General features: G+C 69.6%; 15 protein-coding genes. 8 read left to right on the top strand and 7 right to left on the bottom strand.

What is annotated here, in order from left to right:
• The first annotated feature begins 167 nt into the window (after positions 1 to 167).
• Together AB0M47_RS03040 and AB0M47_RS03035 are read left to right on the top strand one after the other, a co-directional pair.
• Positions 168 to 2,939, top strand: a complete 2,772-nt coding sequence (locus tag AB0M47_RS03040; protein ID WP_363407432.1) for an HAD-IC family P-type ATPase — start codon at positions 168 to 170, stop codon at positions 2,937 to 2,939.
• A 140-nt stretch (positions 2,940 to 3,079) separates the two neighbouring features.
• Positions 3,080 to 7,027 carry a S8 family serine peptidase gene (locus AB0M47_RS03035; protein WP_363407429.1) on the top strand — a complete coding sequence of 1,316 codons (3,948 nt, stop codon included), beginning with the start codon at positions 3,080 to 3,082 and terminating at the stop codon, positions 7,025 to 7,027.
• Positions 7,028 to 7,034: 7 nt separating this feature from the next.
• On the opposite strand, the gene AB0M47_RS03030 is transcribed toward AB0M47_RS03035, so the two are convergent.
• The 4 genes from AB0M47_RS03030 to AB0M47_RS03015 form a co-directional block, all read right to left on the bottom strand.
• Positions 7,035 to 7,730, bottom strand: a complete 696-nt coding sequence (locus AB0M47_RS03030) for a helix-turn-helix domain-containing protein (RefSeq protein WP_363407426.1) — start codon at positions 7,728 to 7,730, stop codon at positions 7,035 to 7,037.
• A complete protein-coding gene (locus AB0M47_RS03025; RefSeq protein WP_253753473.1) occupies positions 7,730 to 8,701 on the bottom strand; it encodes a LuxR C-terminal-related transcriptional regulator in 972 nt (323 codons plus the stop codon). Before AB0M47_RS03025 ends, AB0M47_RS03030 begins: the two co-directional genes overlap by 1 nt.
• 90 nt (positions 8,702 to 8,791) lie before the next feature.
• Entirely contained in the window at positions 8,792 to 9,064 is a 273-nt protein-coding gene (locus tag AB0M47_RS03020) for a hypothetical protein (protein ID WP_363407423.1), read from the bottom strand.
• Positions 9,065 to 9,086: 22 nt separating this feature from the next.
• Entirely contained in the window at positions 9,087 to 9,875 is a 789-nt protein-coding gene (locus tag AB0M47_RS03015; RefSeq protein ID WP_363407420.1) for a helix-turn-helix transcriptional regulator, read from the bottom strand.
• Between the two features lie 89 nt (positions 9,876 to 9,964).
• Here AB0M47_RS03015 and AB0M47_RS03010 point away from each other — a divergent pair, with 89 nt between their 5' ends.
• Positions 9,965 to 10,381: a nuclear transport factor 2 family protein gene (locus AB0M47_RS03010; RefSeq protein ID WP_363407417.1), complete on the top strand. Its 417-nt coding sequence runs from the start codon at positions 9,965 to 9,967 to the stop codon at positions 10,379 to 10,381.
• Between the two features lie 39 nt (positions 10,382 to 10,420).
• Here the strand turns inward: AB0M47_RS03010 and AB0M47_RS03005 are convergent, their stop codons facing one another.
• Together AB0M47_RS03005 and mraY are read right to left on the bottom strand one after the other, a co-directional pair.
• Positions 10,421 to 10,600: a hypothetical protein gene (locus AB0M47_RS03005; protein WP_363407414.1), complete on the bottom strand. Its 180-nt coding sequence runs from the start codon at positions 10,598 to 10,600 to the stop codon at positions 10,421 to 10,423.
• Between the two features lie 88 nt (positions 10,601 to 10,688).
• The gene (gene mraY, locus AB0M47_RS03000; protein WP_363407412.1) at positions 10,689 to 11,786 is read right to left on the bottom strand and encodes a phospho-N-acetylmuramoyl-pentapeptide-transferase; all 1,098 of its coding nucleotides are present in this window, start codon (positions 11,784 to 11,786) and stop codon (positions 10,689 to 10,691) included.
• 216 nt (positions 11,787 to 12,002) lie between these two features.
• On the opposite strand from mraY, the gene AB0M47_RS02995 reads away from it, so the two are divergent.
• On the top strand, positions 12,003 to 13,556 hold the full coding sequence (locus tag AB0M47_RS02995; protein ID WP_363407409.1) for an MFS transporter: 1,554 nt from the start codon (positions 12,003 to 12,005) through the stop codon (positions 13,554 to 13,556).
• Between the two features lie 62 nt (positions 13,557 to 13,618).
• Here AB0M47_RS02995 and AB0M47_RS02990 read toward each other — a convergent pair whose 3' ends face one another.
• Complete coding sequence (locus AB0M47_RS02990) at positions 13,619 to 14,410, bottom strand: helix-turn-helix transcriptional regulator (RefSeq protein WP_363407406.1); 792 nt, start codon at positions 14,408 to 14,410, stop codon at positions 13,619 to 13,621.
• Between the two features lie 137 nt (positions 14,411 to 14,547).
• Between AB0M47_RS02990 and AB0M47_RS02985 the strand changes: the two genes are divergently transcribed.
• From AB0M47_RS02985 to AB0M47_RS02970, 4 genes are all read left to right on the top strand, one after another.
• Positions 14,548 to 14,946, top strand: coding sequence for a hypothetical protein (locus AB0M47_RS02985; RefSeq protein WP_363407403.1), 399 nt, complete (start codon positions 14,548 to 14,550; stop codon positions 14,944 to 14,946).
• Between the two features lie 102 nt (positions 14,947 to 15,048).
• Positions 15,049 to 15,504, top strand: a complete 456-nt coding sequence (locus AB0M47_RS02980; RefSeq protein WP_363407400.1) for a hypothetical protein — start codon at positions 15,049 to 15,051, stop codon at positions 15,502 to 15,504.
• Positions 15,501 to 15,794: a transcriptional regulator gene (locus tag AB0M47_RS02975; protein ID WP_363407397.1), complete on the top strand. Its 294-nt coding sequence runs from the start codon at positions 15,501 to 15,503 to the stop codon at positions 15,792 to 15,794. Before AB0M47_RS02980 ends, AB0M47_RS02975 begins: the two co-directional genes overlap by 4 nt.
• A 479-nt stretch (positions 15,795 to 16,273) precedes the next feature.
• A partial coding sequence (locus tag AB0M47_RS02970; protein WP_363407394.1) for a biosynthetic peptidoglycan transglycosylase occupies positions 16,274 to 16,831 on the top strand: 558 nt, incomplete at its 3' end.

Here is a 16,831-nt window from a genome sequence, read left to right as displayed (position 1 = left end):
CGAAATCGGGTATCCCCGCCGATTGCGGGAAGCCTATGGTTGGCGCTTTTTACACGTCGTAACCTCCTGTAATCGTTCTCAGTCGGCCCGCTGTTTCACCCGTGCCGGGTGAGGGTCGCGTACCCCGGCCCCGGTGATGATCTGGAGGGGACGAGGGGGTGGGGGCTGTGGTGGTGGACAGCAAGCCCGGCGTGCGGGACGTGCCCGGCGGGCCGGCGTACGCCCGGTCGTATGCCGACGTCGCCGCAGCCGCCGGAGTGCGACCCGAGCAGGGCCTCAGTTCGGCCGAGGCGCAGGAACGGCTGGCGAGGTTCGGCCCCAACCGGCTGGCGGGCGGGAAGAAGGAGTCGGCGGTCGCCGCGTTCGTCCGGCAGTACCGCGACTTCATGCAGATCATCCTGCTGGCCGCGGCAGTGGTGAACCTGATCGTGACCAAGAGCTGGTCCACGACGATCGTGCTGGCCGGGCTCACCGTGTTCAACGCCGTCATCGGGTTGCGGCAGGAGGCCAAGGCAGAGGAGAGCGTACGCGCGCTGCAACAGATGATGAAGACGATCGCCCGCGTACGCCGGGACGGTCAGGCGGTCGAGGTCGACGCCGAACAACTCGTCCCCGGTGACGTCGTGCTGCTGGAGGCGGGTAACCGGGTTCCGGCGGACGGCCGGGTCGGTGTCGCGGCCACGCTGGAGATCGAGGAGGCCGCGCTGACCGGGGAGAGCCTCCCGGTCGGCAAGACGGTCGACGTGGTCCCCGGCGACGACGTCGCGCTAGGCGACCGCACCTGTATGGCGTACATGAACACCTCGGTGACGCGAGGTCGCGGAGAGCTGGTGGTGACCGCGACCGGGATGGACACGGAGATCGGGCATATCGCCCACCTGCTGGCCGGCACCGAGGCGGGCAAGACACCGTTGCAGAAGCAGCTCGACGGCCTCTCGAAGATCATCGCGACGATCGCCGCGGTGGCCCTGGTCTTCGTCGTGGTGCTGGGGCTGGTGCGCGGGCAGTCGTTCGACACCGTGTTCATCACGGGCGTGGCGCTGGCCGTGGCCGCGATTCCCACGGGTCTGCCCGCGGTGGTGACCGCGCTGCTGTCGATCGGTACGCGTGACATCGCCGCCCGCAACGCGATCGTCAAGCGGCTGCCCGCGGTCGAGACGCTCGGCGCGACCTCGGTGATCTGTTCGGACAAGACCGGAACCCTGACGCTGAACAAGATGACCGCGCGCGAACTGGTCATTCCCGGGCAGCAACGGTTCACAGTGAGCGGGGAGGGCTACGGCGTCGCCGGCAAGATCACCCACGTCGGCGGGTCCGATTTCGAACTGGACCCCTACCTGCTGCCGATGGCGCTGTGCGCCGACGCCGTGCTGGACGGCGAGAACCTGATCGGCGACCCGACCGAGGGCGCGCTGATCGTGCTGGCGGCCAAGGGCGGGCTGAACATCGAGGAGACCCGCGCCGGCTTCCCGCGCGTCGCCGAGGTCCCGTTCGACTCGGACTACAAGTTCATGGCGACCTTCCACGAGATGACCGACGACACGGGCAAGCCGGTGATCCGCTGCTATGTCAAAGGCGCGCCGGACGTCCTGATCGCCAAGGCGTCGTCCTACCGCGACCCGTCCGGCGCGGTCGTGCCGGTCACGGCCGAGAACAAGGCGCTCGCGTCGGCGGCGAACGACCGGATCGCCGCGGCGGGGGAGCGGGTCATGGTGGTCGCGCAACGCGACTTCGATCCGGCCACGTTCGACCCGGCCGCCGATCATCTCCCACAGGTACGCGATCTGACGTTGCTGGCGATGGTCGGCATCGTCGACCCGCCGCGGCCGGAGGCCAAGGCCGCGATCGCCGAATGCCGGGCGGCCGGCATCCGCGTACGCATGATCACCGGAGACCACGCGACGACCGCCGCGGCGATCGCCCGAGAACTCGGCATCGAAGGCCGCGCCCTGACCGGAGCGCAGTTCTCGGCGATGACCGACGACCAGCTGCTCAAGGAACTGCCCGGGATCGGCGTGATCGCCCGTGTCGCCCCCGAGGACAAACTCCGCCTCGTCCGCCTGCTCCAGGAGAGCGGCAACGTGGTGGCCATGACCGGCGACGGCGTCAACGACGCGCCCGCGTTGAAGGCCGCCGACATCGGCGTCGCGATGGGCATCACCGGCACCGAGGTGTCGAAGGAAGCCGCCGTCATGATCCTGACCGACGACAACTTCGCCACCATCGTCGGCGCGGTCGAATACGGCCGGTCCCTCTACGACAACCTGCTCAAGTACCTGCGTTTCCAGATGTCCACCCTGGTCGCGTACATCGCGATCTTCCTCGTCGCCGGAGTCCTCAACATCGCGGCCGGCTCACCGCTGAACCCGATGCAGATCCTGTGGCTGAACATGATCATCGACATCCCGATCGCGATCGCGCTCGGCTTCGACAAACCCACGCCCGGGCTCATGCAACGCCCGCCCCGGCCGGTCGGCGCACCCGTGCTGTCGCGCGCCAACTGGATCCGGCTGTGCGTACAAGGGGCGGTCATGACCATCGGGTCGCTGGTGGCGTACCAGATCGGCGACCGGCAGGGCGGACCCGTCCTCGGCGCGACCATGCTGCTCACCACGTTGTCGCTGTTCCACCTCGTGGGCGGGCTGCTGTCTCGCGACCAGGTCGGCACGATCTTCGACCGGGCGGCCATCCCCGCCGCCCAGCAACTGCGCCGCTACGGCATCGCCCTGGTCGCGATCATCGCCGTCACCGCGTTCGACATCCTCAACCGCATCTTCGGTACGACCTCGCTCGGCGGGCGGGAATGGCTGATCAGCATCGGCCTCGCCGCCACCCTGCTCGTCGTGGAAGAGCTGATCAAGGTCGGCGTACGCCGGGGCATGCGAACCGCGCCGGACGCCACCCGGGCGGCCGCCGGGCGTACGCCGAAGGTCGCGTGACCCCACCTCGCTTCTCCGACCGCCGGTTTACGTCATGGCGTAATCCGGCTGTCGTGAAGATCTTCCATACATTCCGATAACTGCGCGACTCTCTTCAGCGGGCGCCCATACCCCCCACAGCGTCTGTTGAAGGAGCGACCATGAGTCCTCGTCGATGGCGGCCGCGTGCGTACGCGGCCGGTGTGCTCACGCTCGGGTTACTGCTGTCCTCCGGCATACCCGGCGTGGCCGTCGCCACCGAGTCCGCCGCACCCACCGGTGCGGCCGCGTCTTCCGTCATGTCCCCCAGCACGTCGTCCACTTCGGGCGGCGCAAAGAAGATCACCCTGATCACCGGCGACGTCGTGACCGTCGAGTCCGGACCCGACGGCCGGATCAAGCCGACGGTCAGCTACGTCGCGCCGCGCCCCGGCGGCGTGCCGACTACGTTCCTGGAGGGCCGCGAGAACGGGGCCTTCCACGTCTACCCCTCGGACGCGCTCAAGCTGGTCGGATCGGGCCTGCTCGACGCGCGGCTGTTCGACGTCGAATATCTGGCGAAGGCCGGCTACACCGACGACCGGATCTCCGGGCTGCCGCTGATCCTGCAGTACCCGAAGTCCCCGTCGATCGACAGCCGAGGCAAGCAGTCCGCCCCGGACGCGGCGTCCCTGGCCGCCAAGACCGACGCGCTGCCCGGCACCGAGGCGGTTCGCGGCATGCCCAGCATCGCCGCCGCGGCCACCCGGATCGACCGCGCCAAGTCCAAGGACCTGTGGAGCAGCCTCCGGTCGGCCAGTGGAGTGCAGAAGGTCTGGCTGGACGCGCAGGCGACGGCGACGCTCGACCAGAGCGTGCCGCAGATCGGCGCGCCCGAGGCGTGGGCGGCCGGCTTCACCGGGGCCGGCGTCAAGGTGGCCATCCTGGACACCGGGATCGACCTGACCCACCCCGACCTCGCGGGCAAGGTGCTGGCGAGCCAGTCCTTCGTGCCGGGCGAGGACGTGCAGGACGGCCACGGCCACGGCACCCACGTGGCCTCGACCATCACCGGCAGCGGTGCGGCGTCCGGCGGTAAGTACAAGGGCGTGGCTCCCGGCGCGCAGCTGCTCATCGGCAAGGTGCTGGACAACTTCGGCGGCGGCGACTATTCGTGGATCGTCGCCGGGATGGAGTGGGCCGCCGCCAACGGCGCCAAGGTCATCAGCATGAGCCTGGGCGGCACGGACACCCCGGGCGACGACCCGCTGGAGCAGGCGGTCGCCGACCTGTCGCAGCGCTACGGCGTCCTGTTCGTCATCGCGGCCGGCAACAACTGGAGCCCCAAGACCATCGGTACGCCGGGATCGTCTCCGGCGGCCCTGACGGTGGCCGCCGTCGACAAGCAGGACGCGGTGGCGTACTTCTCGTCCCGTGGCCCGGCGCCCGGTGAGCTGAACGCGAAGCCGGACATCTCGGCGCCCGGCGTCAACATCGTCGCCGCGCACTCGTCGACGGGCGAGATGATGGGCGAGCCCGGCGAGCTCTACACCTCGGCGAGCGGCACCTCGATGGCGACCCCGCACGTCGCCGGGGCGGTGGCCATCCTCGCCCAGGAGCATCCTGAGTGGACCGGTCAGCAGCTCAAAGCGGCGCTCACCAGCACCGCCAAGGGCATCGGGGCGACCGCGCTGGACACCGGCGCGGGCCGGGTCGACGTGGCGACCGCCACCAAGCAAGGCGTACGCGCGTCGGGCAACCTCGACTTCGGCGCGATCGGCGCTCCCTACACCGCTCCGGTCAACCGGACGCTGACCTACACCAACGACACCGACGCCGACGTCTCACTCAGCCTGACGTCGACCTTCACGATGAGCGTCTCGACACCAGCCCCAGCTGGGATGCTCACCCTCGACCGGGACAGCGTGGTGGTCCCGGCACACGGAACCGCCGACGTCGGCGTCACCTTCGACGTGACCAAGCCGGGCCTCGACACCTGGTACCACGGCGTGATCGTGGCGACCGGGTCCGGGGACACGGTGCGGACAGCGGTCGGCGGGCTCAAGGCGCCCGACCGGAACACCCTGCAGATGCGGATCGTCCCGCCGGCCGGTGCGGTCGACTTCAGCCCGGGCGGTTTCCTGCTCTCCCGGGTAGACGCGCGTACCGACCTGGACATCCAGATCCCGCTGAACGGCGCCCAGACCATGAGCGCCGCCGTGTACACCGGCAAGTGGAGCATCAACGGCACCGCCTCGTGGCGGGACGCGACCGGCGACGTGCACTTCCTGCCGATCGCCGAGCCGGAGATCACCGTCGACAGCGACAAGACGGTCACGCTGGATCTGCGCAAGGCGACCGAGGTGACCGTCAAGACGCCGAAGACGGCGGTAGTGCACGAAATGCTGCCGGGCTTCGAGCGCGTCTCGGCCGGCGGCAATGTCGTCTACCTGAGCGGCAACATCGGCGCCGGCCAGCACCTGTGGTCGCTGCCGTCGGGCAAGGCCACCCTCGGCTCGTTCGTCCAGTCGGTGCAGGTGCGGATGGGCGTACCGCTGCTGACCATGACGGCGAACAAGCTGACGATCACGCCGTACTACTCGGCGACGAGCGCGGACGAGGTCCCGATGATCGACGGGAAGCAGTCCCTCAGCACGGTCGTCGCCGGCCACGGCACCGCCGAAGATCTGTCCAAGGTGGATGTCCGAGGCAAGCTCGCCCTGGTGAACCTGTCCGACCTCTGCACGGTTCAGGCCTGTGAGGGCGATCCGGCGGAGCGGCTGAAGGGCGTCGCCGCGGCCGGTGCGACCGCCATCATGGTCTACCTCGACCAACTGCGGCCGCTCTGGTGGTACAGCGCGTTCGCCTGGGTAGCCGTACCGGTCGTGACCGTCAACGCCGAGCAGGGCAAGGCGCTGGAGCAGGCCACGCGTACGCGATCGGTCACGGTCCAGGCCACCGGCACGTGGTTCAGCCCGTACCTGTACCAGCTGAAGTTCTACCAGCACGGACGGATTCCGGGACCGCTGCACTACAGCGTCACCAAGCGCGACGTGGCCGAGGTGAACGCCCAGTTCGGCTACGACTACCCGAAAGGCCAGTGGATCGGCTACACGTACGCCAATCCGGCCGGACACCAGGACATCCCGTCGGCCTGGCCGACCCGGTTCGTCCTGCCCCTGCACGCCAACCTCACGCAGTACTTCGGCCCGGTCAGCAAAGACCTCGTCTGGAACCGGACCTACCAGCGGTACACGACCGGCGACTCCAACCCGCCCACGCTCAAGTACTCCAACGCGCAGTACAAGTCGACGGTGTTCCCGAGCGCGGGCCCGGTGGCCGAGACCTGGGGTACGCAGCCGTTCGCCACGGGCACCCGGGTCGGGCCGAAGACCGAGCCCTGGTACGGAGCCTGTTCGGTCTGCCGGGCCGGTGACGCCATCTCGGTGGTGCACCAGCTGGCCGACGTCGAAGGCACCAACACCGTGACCTCCTGGGTGCGCGGTGAGAACCAGACCCAGACCGAGCGTCTGCGCCTGTTCCGGGGTGACCAGGAGATCGCCCTGGAGAAGTTGCCCGACTGGCTCTTCCGGGGCTACAGCGATCCGTTGTTCCGGCTCGCGCCGGAGTCGGCGACCTATCGGATGACCAGCGAATACACCACCGATCTCCCGGCCGAATACCAGAAGTACGCCCGCACGGTGAACACCGAGTGGACGTTCACCTCGGCCCGGCCGACCCAGGCGGAGATCAACTGCAACCTGACGCTGGGCGGCTACGGTCCCTGCTCCGGGGTGAACCTGCTGTACCTGCGGTACGACGGTCACCTGGACGGCCTCAACACGGCCAAGGCCGGCTCCGTCCAGCGCCTGACCATCACCGGCTACCACGATCTCGGCTACACCAACACGACTCCGCTCCGGAAGATCACGGTGGAGCTGAGCTATGACGGCGGCCGGACGTGGCGTACCGCCTCGACCACGCCCACCCGCACGGGGGAGCAGGTCGCGACGGTCCGCTACCCGCAGCTCGACCAGACCGACGGAACGGTCTCGCTGCGGGTGTCGGCCACCGACACCGACGGAAACACCATCGTTCAGACGATCCCGGCGGCGTACGGCTTGCGCTGACGTGGGATCAGCCGGGGCGGCCCTGCGCAGCGGCCGCCCCGGCACGCATCGCCGCCTGCACGCCCGCCTGGAATCGGGTGGTCGCGCCGAGCTGCCGATGGAACTCGGCGATGCGCCGCTGAACCGTCCGCGGCCCGACCCCGAGGTGCCGGGCGATCGCGGCGTCCGTCGCCCCGGCCAGCAACAACTCCGCCACCTCCGCGTCGACGGCGCTCAGCACCCGATCCGGGTTCGCCTTCGACCACAGCGCCTCGAACAACGCGCCGGTCGCGTCCAGCAAGGCCCCCGAATAGGAGACGATGACGGTCTCGGGGTTCGTCACGATCACGGCGAACCGATGATCCGCGAGGTAAGCGGTCACCGGCACCGTCGGCAGACTCCGGCAACCAGGATCGGCCGGGTCCGGCTCCACGGCCACGATCCGGTGGGCGACCTCCGCCCCCGGCCGCCAGGCCCCCGGCCCCACCAGAGCGCGAAGCTCGGTCCGCACCTTGGCCTGGGCCTGCGCGATGCGTTCGGCCACGACCCGGGGGCCGGTCACCACGCTGACGGCGCAATCTCCGTCCAGATGCATGCGGTACGCCTTGGCCAGCGACTCGATTCGGTCAGCCAATCGCCGCAGCTCGTCGGCATCGGCGGCTTCCAGCAGATGGGCCGCGACCTCGGGGGCGAGACCCTCTGCCTCGTCTGGCGTGCCCGTCATCACGCGACCGCCGGGGCGAGCCAGCCCCACTGCGCCGCCCGGTATCCCGCCTCATACCGCGACTGCGCACCGAGTTTGGTCTTCAACCGCTGTACGCGTTCCCGGATCGTGCGTTCGTGCGTACCGAGATGTTCGGCGATCTCGTGATCGGCCATCCCCAATGCCAGCAGCGACACCAGTTCCCGCTCGGCGGCGGTCGGCTCCGACGCCTCGGCGGCCCACGAGGCGTAGCTCGACAGTGGGATCGCCTGCTCCCAGTGCGCCTCGAACAACGCGCTCAACATCGCGAGCACGGTCGGCTCCCGGATGAGCAACGCCCGGCGGGGCGCCTGCGGGGCGGCCCGGATGAGCACCGCCACCGACTCGTCGATCAGATACATCTTCAGCGGAATGTCGCCGACGCGCGCCTCCTCGCCGCGGTTCAGCGAACGCACGAGTTCCACCGGATCCTGCAGTACGCCGAACGCCGAACGGTCGTAGAGGATGCGATAGCGGATGCCCTCGGCCATGTTGGCGTTCTGCACCGGATCGTCCAGCGGCGGAGTGGCGATGCCGACATACGGCGGCCGATCCCAGCCGCGTACCTGTTCGACCGCCTCGTACTGCAATTCGATGTTGAGCCGCCGGATGGCGGCGGGGTCCTCGACGACCTCGAACAAGTCGTCCCGCAGGGCCAAGGCGCTGGCCTCGACCGCCTGCACGATCAGCTGATGGCGATGAGCGGCCAGCTCTTGGGCGTACCGGTGGTAGAGCGGCGCGAGCGAAGCGTCCGGCGGCACGGCGGCGATCCGCACCGGCGAGGTCTGCTGCCAGGCGACGAGCCCGAGCGTGACAAGCCTCCGGACCATGGTCTGCGTGTTGGGCCCTCCGTGTGCTGACGCCGCCAGCTGCTCCAAGGTCATCGGCGGGTGGCACACGATGTGTTCGTACAGGGCCTCCAATTGCTCGTCGAAACCCAAACTGATCAACATCTTTAAGAGTATGAAGTGATCAATCTCGTGTGGACAACCATCGTCCCAGCGCGCTCTGCGGCGTCGTCGGCTGGGGCGATCCCCGGCTGCTCAGGCGTCGGCGAGGCGTCGGCGGATCTCACCCTCGAAGTCGTCGTACGCGGCGAGGACGTCCTCGATGTCGAGCTGCGGAGGCAGGTCGTCGGGGCGTTGCCGGGCCAGCAGGTACTCCACGGTGGCGGTCACCACGCGGGTGCCGTCCGCCGCGAACAAGTCGGTGACGGCGGGCGAAGCCCGCACCAAGATCGTCACCGGGCCGTCCTCGTGCGGGATCTCGACGAGGTGGCGGCCGTCGTCAAGTTCCTCGGTCTGCGTCTCCGCCATGATCAGAGCCTACACAAACGGCCTACGCGCGGGCCCGACCTGCGTCGTTCGGCTGTGTGAAGTACGCCGCGCTGTCGTCGTCCATCGGGTAGTACGACTCGATCGAGACCTCGTCCAGCGTGATGTCCAGCGGAGTGCCGAAGGACGTGGTCGTGGAGAACAGGCGGATCTCCCGACCACCGAATCGGAAGATCATCGGGATGGCGATCTCGGCCGTGCTGGTCCGTTCCGCCCCCTCACTGAACGGGGACCCGAGGTACTCCTCGAAGAGCGCCAGCAGCTCGGGTGACGGGGCACGGGTGAGCTGACGGGCCAGCCGCGCCCGGAGCACCGACCGGACCTCGGCCAGGTTGACCAGATAGGGCGCGAGCCCGCGTTCGTCGAATCCGAGTCGCAGCATGTTGACCGGCGGCTGCAGCAGGTCCGGGGCGGCGTACGCGAGGAACGGGTCGAGCGCCCGATTGGCCAGCAGGATGTTCCAGCCGCGGTCGACCACCAGCGCCGGATAGGGCTCGTGCGCCCGCACCACCCGGCCGATCGCCTCCCACGCGGCCGACAGCCGTTCCCCGGTGAGCGGGCGTTCGGCGTACCGGGGGGCGAAGCCCGCGGCGAGCAGCAGCCGATTGCGTTCCCGCAGCGGCACGTCGAGGTGCTCGGCCAGCCGGATGATCATGTCGGCGCTCGGCTGCGACTTGCCGGTCTCCACCAGGCTCACGTGCCGCGACGACACGTTCGCCGCGATCGCCAGATCGAGCTGGCTGAGCCGTCGCCGATGCCGCCACTCGCGTAGGAGTTCGCCCACGGTGTGCACGACGGCCGATGCTACGTCCGCCGCCGGGCGTACGCCATGAAATGCGATGTCATCGACAGCCCGCCGGCGGGACGACGACACTGCACGCCATGACCACACAGACGACCACACAGACCGGGTACGCCGACAACAAGACCATCGTCCAGCAGGCGCTGACCGCGCTCGTCGCGACGGGCGACGTCGAGGCGCTGGCGCAGTCCCTCAGCGACGACTTCGTCCATCACCGGCCGGACGGGCACGACTCCACCAAGACGGCATGGCTCGCCGCCGTACGCGCCGCGCTCGTCCCGCTCGACGGCATGCAGGTCGAGATCGAGCACCTGTTCGCCGACGGCGACCACGTCATGATGCACTCCCGCCGTCGGCTGCCGGGAGACGAACCGGGCATCGTCGTCGTCGACATCTGGCGCGTCCAGGACGGACTCATCGCCGAAGCCTGGGAGATCATCGAGCCGCTGGCCGAGGCCGACGCTCACCTGACGTGGTGGGCTCCAGCCGGTCGCTGACGTCGACCGGACCGCCGGCCGAGGCTGATGCCCTGAGCGTCAGTCCTCGTCTTCCTCCGACGCCCGGTGGATGTCCTCGGCGATGGCGGCGGCGTCCCAGCCACCCTCGCCGCCGCCGTCGCGCCAGGCGACCACCGCTTCCTCGGCGTCCTCCTCGTCCCAGTCGTACTCCCGGACCAGGGTTTTCGCGATGAGCCGGTCCAGCGCGAGATCGTCCATGTCGAGCCACTCTAGCGGCCCGGCCGTCGAGGACCCGGCCCCGACCGGCCAGGACGCGGCCCGGCCAGGACGCGGCCCGGCGGGTGGATCAGGGCAGCCGGCCGAGGAACTCTCCGTAGAACAGGCCCAGCGCGGCGACCACTCCGGCGCCGGCGATGATCCAGAACCGGGTCACGATGGTGACCTCGTGCCAGCCGACCATCTCGAAGTGGTGATGCAGCGGCGACAAGCGGAACACCCGCCGCCCGGTCGTCTTGTACGACGTGTACTGGATGATCCGCGACATCGTGATGATGACGAAGAGCCCGGCCAGGATCGGCAGCAGAAGCACGGTCCGCGTCGCGACGGCCTCTCCGGCGATGAGCCCGCCCAGGGCCATGGAACCGGTGTCGCCCATGATGATCCGAGCCGGTGACGTGTTCCACCACAGGAAGCCCAGCAGAGCGCCGGCGGCGGCGCCGGCCACAAGGGCCGTCTCCAGCGGGTCGCGAGCCTCATAACAGATGGCCGCGTTCGCCGCCGGATCCGCGCACCAGTGCTGATACTGCCAGAACGAGATCAACCCGTACGCGCTCAGCACCACGATCGACGTGCCGGTGGCCAAGCCGTCCAGGCCGTCGGTGAGGTTCACGGCGTTGGTCGACGCCATGACGATCGCGATGAACACGACGACTGCGCCGACCGTGCCGACGTCCAGCCAGCTGATCTCGCGGACGAACGACAGCCGCGTACTGCCCACCGACAGACCGGCCGTGCTCGGGAAGCCCAGTGCGACGACGCCGAACCCGGTGCCCACGGCCAGCTGCAGGACCAGCTTCCAGCGCCCGCTCAGCCCGGCGGTGTTCTTCTTCGTGACCTTCAGGAAGTCGTCGACGAACCCGATGCCGCCGCAGAACACCATCAGGCCCAGCAGCACGAAACCCGTCATCGTGGGACCTGGCGGGACGATCTGCGCGTCCGGCAGCACGTTCATCACCAGGTGCCCGACCATGTACGCGAGCACGGTGCCGATCACGAAGACCAGCCCGCCCATCGTCGGCGTACCCCGTTTGACCTGGTGCGCTTCCGGGTTTATGTCCCGGATCGGCTGACCGGCCCGCAGCTTGACCAGGGTCCGGGCCGCGAACGGGGTGCACAGCAGCGCGAACACGAAGGCCACGGCCGCCGCTGCGACGGAGGAGATCACCGGTGCATACCTCCTGATGAGGGCGTCAGGGCAAGATCGCGAGTCGCCAGCATACGACTAGACGCCTGGGGCCGCCGAGGGGTTGCCGGTCGCCGCCACTGTCCTCCACGCGCAACTGCCTGTCCGCGTACGTCATTTTCGCCACGATCAACTTCTGGCAACGTGGTCCTCGCGGCGCCGCAGCCACTTCTCGAACGACGCGACATTGGGGTTCTCATGACCATGACCGCAGCCACGCCGCACCGCGGGGCAGCCACATCGGACAGTCCGGCCGCACGACGGGCCGGGCTCGTGCTCCTGCTGGTCTGCGGGGCGATCTTCATGCTGATGCTCGACGCCACGGTGGTCACCGCCGCGCTCTCGGACATCCGCCACGACTTCTCCGCCGGCATCGACGGCCTGCAGTGGGTGATCGACGCGTACTCGATTCCGCTCGCCGGCGTGCTGCTGACCTTCGCCACCGCCGCCGACCGCTTTGGGCGTAAGCGCATGTTCGTCGCCGGCATGATCCTGTTCACCGCTTCCTCGCTGGCGTTGACGCTGGCGGACACGATCGTGCAGCTCGACGTCCTGCGCGCGGTGCAGGGAGTCGGCGCCGCGATGCTGTTCGCGACCGCGCTGCCGCTGCTCGCCGAGGCGTTCCCCGACCAGAAGGCGCGGGCGAAGGCGATCGGCGCCTACGGGGCGGTGATGGCGGCGGCCACGGTGGCCGGCCCGGTGCTGGGCGGCCTGCTCGTCACCCAGTTCGGCTGGCGATCGATCTTCCTGATCAACGTCCCGATCGGCATCGCGATCGCGGCCGTGGCCGCCTGGCGTATGCCGCGGTCGGCGCGCGCGCTCGATCGGCGTACCGACTGGGTGGGCTCGTTCTTGCTCACCGCGGGCCTGGTGGCGGGAGTGTTCGGGCTGACCCGGGGCAACGCGCTGGGCTGGTCGTCACCGCGTCTGATCGGCCTGGCCGTGCTCGCGGTCGTCCTCCTGGGCGCGTTCCTGGCGTGGCAGTTCCGGGCCGCGCATCCGTTGCTCGACGTGTCCATGCTGCGCAAGCGCGGGTTCACCGGCACGGCCGTCGTCTCCGTGGCGCACATGGCCACGCTGATGGCGGCGTCGAACTTCCTCGCGGTGTACCTGATCGGCGCACTCGGCTACACGCCCCTGCAGATGGGCGTCCGGCTGCTGCCGATCAGCCTCGGCGCGCTGGTGGCGGCCCCGCTGGCGGCGATCCTTCTGCGGCGCGTGCCGATCGCGGTGTCCCTGCCGGCGACCATGGCGCTCGTGGCGCTCGGGCTCTGGCTGCTCGGCGACGTGGCTCCCGGCGACTCGTGGACCCATTTCGTCGGCGGCATGGTGCTCGGCGGGCTGGGTCTGGGCGCGATCACTGCCGTCACCCAGGCCGCATCGCTGACCTTCGCCTCGACCAGCAACGCGGGCATGGCCAGCGCGACCTTCGGCACCCTGCGCCAGGTGGGCATGGCGGTGGGCGTCGCGGGACTCGGCGCGCGATTCAGCCAGGCCGCGGCGGACAGCGCCGCCGAAGGATGGCAGCACCTGGGCAGCACCGCCGAGCCCGGGTTGCGGGAACAGTTCGCCGAAGCCGTCGGCGCAGGAGCCGGCCGTCAAGCCGCGCAGGGCGATCCGCTGCTCGCCGACCTCGCGCACGCTGCTTCGGCGGCGGGCCTGAACGCGGTGAGCGAGCTGGGCACGTGGATCGCGGTCGCCGCGGTTGTGCTGGCGGCGGTGGCGTTCGGGCTGCGCCGGCGATCCGCGTAGGACCAGCTGCCGACGGTCAGCTCGGCTGATCGGCGATCGTCATGTCGGCTGATGGCCGATGGTCATGTCGGCTGATCGCCGACGGGCACGGCTTCCTGGGCATCATTCCCGCCGAAGTACGCGGCGGGGGTGATGCCCGTTCCGCGCCGGAACGCCGTGATGAAGGCGCTGGCGGTCTGGTAGCCCACCGCCCGGGCGACCCGGGAGACCGGCAGCCCATCGCCCAGCAGCGGCAACGCGGCGTTGAGCCGTTCGTAGGTCCGCCAGCTCTCGAAGGTCACGCCCGTTTCCGCCCGGAATCGGCGCGACAGGGTTCGCGGTGACGCCCCGACCTCCCGGCCCCACTCGACCAGCCCGCGCGCGTCCACCGGATCGCGCCGGATGGCCAGGGCGACCTGGCGAGCCTGCGGATCGGTGGGCAGCACGGTCGGCAGTGTGGTCACCGCCATCGGCTTGACCAGATCCCACAGCACCGCGTTGGCGCGTACGCGACGCTCGCCGGTGGCGTCGGACAACTCGGTCAGGTAGCGCAGCAGCGGCCCGACCAGCCCGGTCGCGTCGATCACCGTCGGGCCGTCCCACCGGATCGGGCAGTCGTCCGGCTCGAAGTACAGCGACATCATGACTCGGGTCCGGCCGATCAGCACCGCGTGCGGCGTACCGCCGGGGATCCACAGGGCACGGTTGCGCTGCACCACCCAGCGGCACCCGTCCGCCTCCATCGCCAGGACGCTGTCCGGTGCCCAGACCAGCTGATGCTGCGGATGGCTGTGCGTCGTGATGTCCCAGGTCTCCTCGAGCGGGATGACGAGGCTGGGCGAGTCCTGGTAGTCGACGGAGGGATGTGCCACCACCCTCGCAGGTTATCTCGGCGGCTGCGGGCCGATCGGTGTCAGGAGGCGTGACAGAGCGGTGACAGGGCGGCGACAGGGCGGCGGCCGATCGTAGTCGCATCAGAGAACGACGAACCGCCGACACAGGAGGCACCGAAATGTCCATCACCTTCACCACTCAGGACAAGCAGACCCTGCGGACCGCCGCGTACGGCGCGGTGTCGCTGCTGGCGGCGGCAGGTGCGGCCGGTGGCTCGCCGCACAAGATCGCCACGAACGGTTCGATCGCCTTGGCCTCGGCCACCGGCCCGGTGGGGCACGTGCTGGCGGAGAAGAAGGGCGGCATGGACCTGAGCGGCAAGTCGGTCGCCGAGCTGGCCGACCGGGTGCTGCCGGCGCTGACCGAGTCGATGACCCTCCTGGCAGCGCAGGCTCCGGCCGAGGCGGCCAACTACCGGGAGATCGTGCTGCTGGCGGTGGAGTCAGCGGTCGGCGGGCAGGCCAGTCCGACCCTGGCCGACATGACCCGCAAGATCACCGCAGCCCTGGACGCCTGAGGACGATTCGGGTGCCCCGGCCGACCCGGCCGGGGCACCCGATGATCATCGTCACAGAAGGCATCTAGTTTCCATCTGGAAACTAGATGCTACGTTGTCGCCATGAACGAACAGCCCCTCTCGCCGCAAGCCGCCCTCGACGCCGTCCATTCGGCTCGGGCCGCCGGCGATCCGCTCAACCCGCCCGGCTGGTACGCGCCGATGAGCCTCAGCCTGCTCGTCGGTGGCGTCGCCGTAGCCGGGCTGGCGTCGTTCGCCCGCAACCCCGTCCGCATGGCGGGCGGCATCCTCGGCATCGCGCTGTTCGTGGCCTGGATCGCCCTGACGCTGTACGCCGTCCGCACCTGGCGTCGGCAGGGCTACATCCCGCGCGACGCGCAACCGGCCGGGCTGCTCGCCTCGCCCCGGGCTCGGCAGGCGGTGACGATTCCGCTGGCGACCGCGGCGGTGGCGGCGCTGATCGCCGGGCTGGCCGGAGTCGGCTGGGCGCTCGGTGTGGCCTGCTTGCTCAGCGCGACCGCGGTGGCGCTGACCGGGATCCGGCGCGCGTCCTCGTGACCGGCTTCGACGAAGCGTTCGCGACGCTGCCACGCTTGAAGGTCGCGGCCTTCCTGTCCGGCTGTGAACAGGCGGACTTCCTCACGATCGCCGAGCGCTGCGACATCGCCGGCCCCACCCTGTCCAAGGCCATCGTGGCCTTGGAGGAACTCGGCTATCTGCAGGTGGAGAAGGGCTACGTCGGGCGGCGCCCGCGTACCTGGGTTAGCCTCTCCCCGGCTGGAACGGCGGCGTTCACCGCCCACCTGGCCGCGGTGCGCGGGCTCGCCGAGTCCGCCACCGAGGCGTGACCAGGCTGCGCCATCGAGCTGTGACCAGCGCCTTGTCATAATGATCTTGGCGGCAACCTCCCGGTGGCGAAATCGCGTCGTAGAAAAGGGGCGGTGGCGAATCGGGCCGCACAGGAACGGAAGCGGTGTGACAGATGACGATGTACGGCGACCAGGATCATTCGCAGACTCCAGCGGATGACGACGGCCCCGCACGGGGACAGGCGCACGTAGGGTCGGCCTCGGTCCCAGGCTCGATCCCGGCTTCCGTCCCTAACCCGGTTCCTGGCCCGGTCCCGGGCTCAAGTCCGGGCTCAGTTCCGGGCTCTGTTCCCGGTACTGTCCCGGCCGCGACGGGACGGGCCTCGGTCGGCCGGGCGAACGTGCCCGGGTCGGCGGGGCGCGCTTCGGTTCCTGCCGCCCCCATTCCTCCGACCGGCCGGGCGAGCGTACGGCCGGCGGGTCCTAGTGCGACGGACGGGCCAGGTGGGCCGGAACGAGTGGGCCGCGCCCAGTCTCGGCGCACCTCGCCGGACGGGAAGCCGGACGGAAGCACCGAGGGGAAGTCGGCGGGGAAGCCGGGCGGGAAGGCGAAGAAGGCCCGGCGTACCAAGATTCTCCTCGCGTCGTTCGCGGCGCTGCTCATCGTCTTCGGCGGTGGCGCGATCGCCACGACGTACTACTTCGACAGTGTCGACGAGTTCCTGCCCGAGAACTTCAAGACCGCGCAGACGACGATGATCATGGCCGTCACCGGTAAGCAGATCGCCCAGCTCGGCACCGCGAACCGGATCAACGTCCCGATGAACCTCATTCCGGAGAAGTCCCGGCTCGCCTTGATCGCCGGTGAGGACAAGGACTTCTTCGACCACCACGGCGTGTCCTACACGGGCATCATGCGGGCCGCCTGGAAGAACCTGACCAGCGACGAGTCGCAGGGTGGTTCGACGATCACCCAGCAGTACATCAAGATCGCCACCGAGCAGGCCCAGATCTCGTACGCCCGGAAGCTGCGTGAGGCGGTCCTCGCCCGCAAGCTGGAGGACAAGTACGACAAG

The sequence above is a fragment of the Hamadaea sp. NPDC051192 genome (assembly GCF_040682475.1).
Classification (GTDB): domain Bacteria; phylum Actinomycetota; class Actinomycetes; order Mycobacteriales; family Micromonosporaceae; genus Hamadaea; species Hamadaea flava.
Note: the sequence above shows the minus strand (reverse complement) of the source record. Positions and strands in the feature narration are given on the sequence as shown.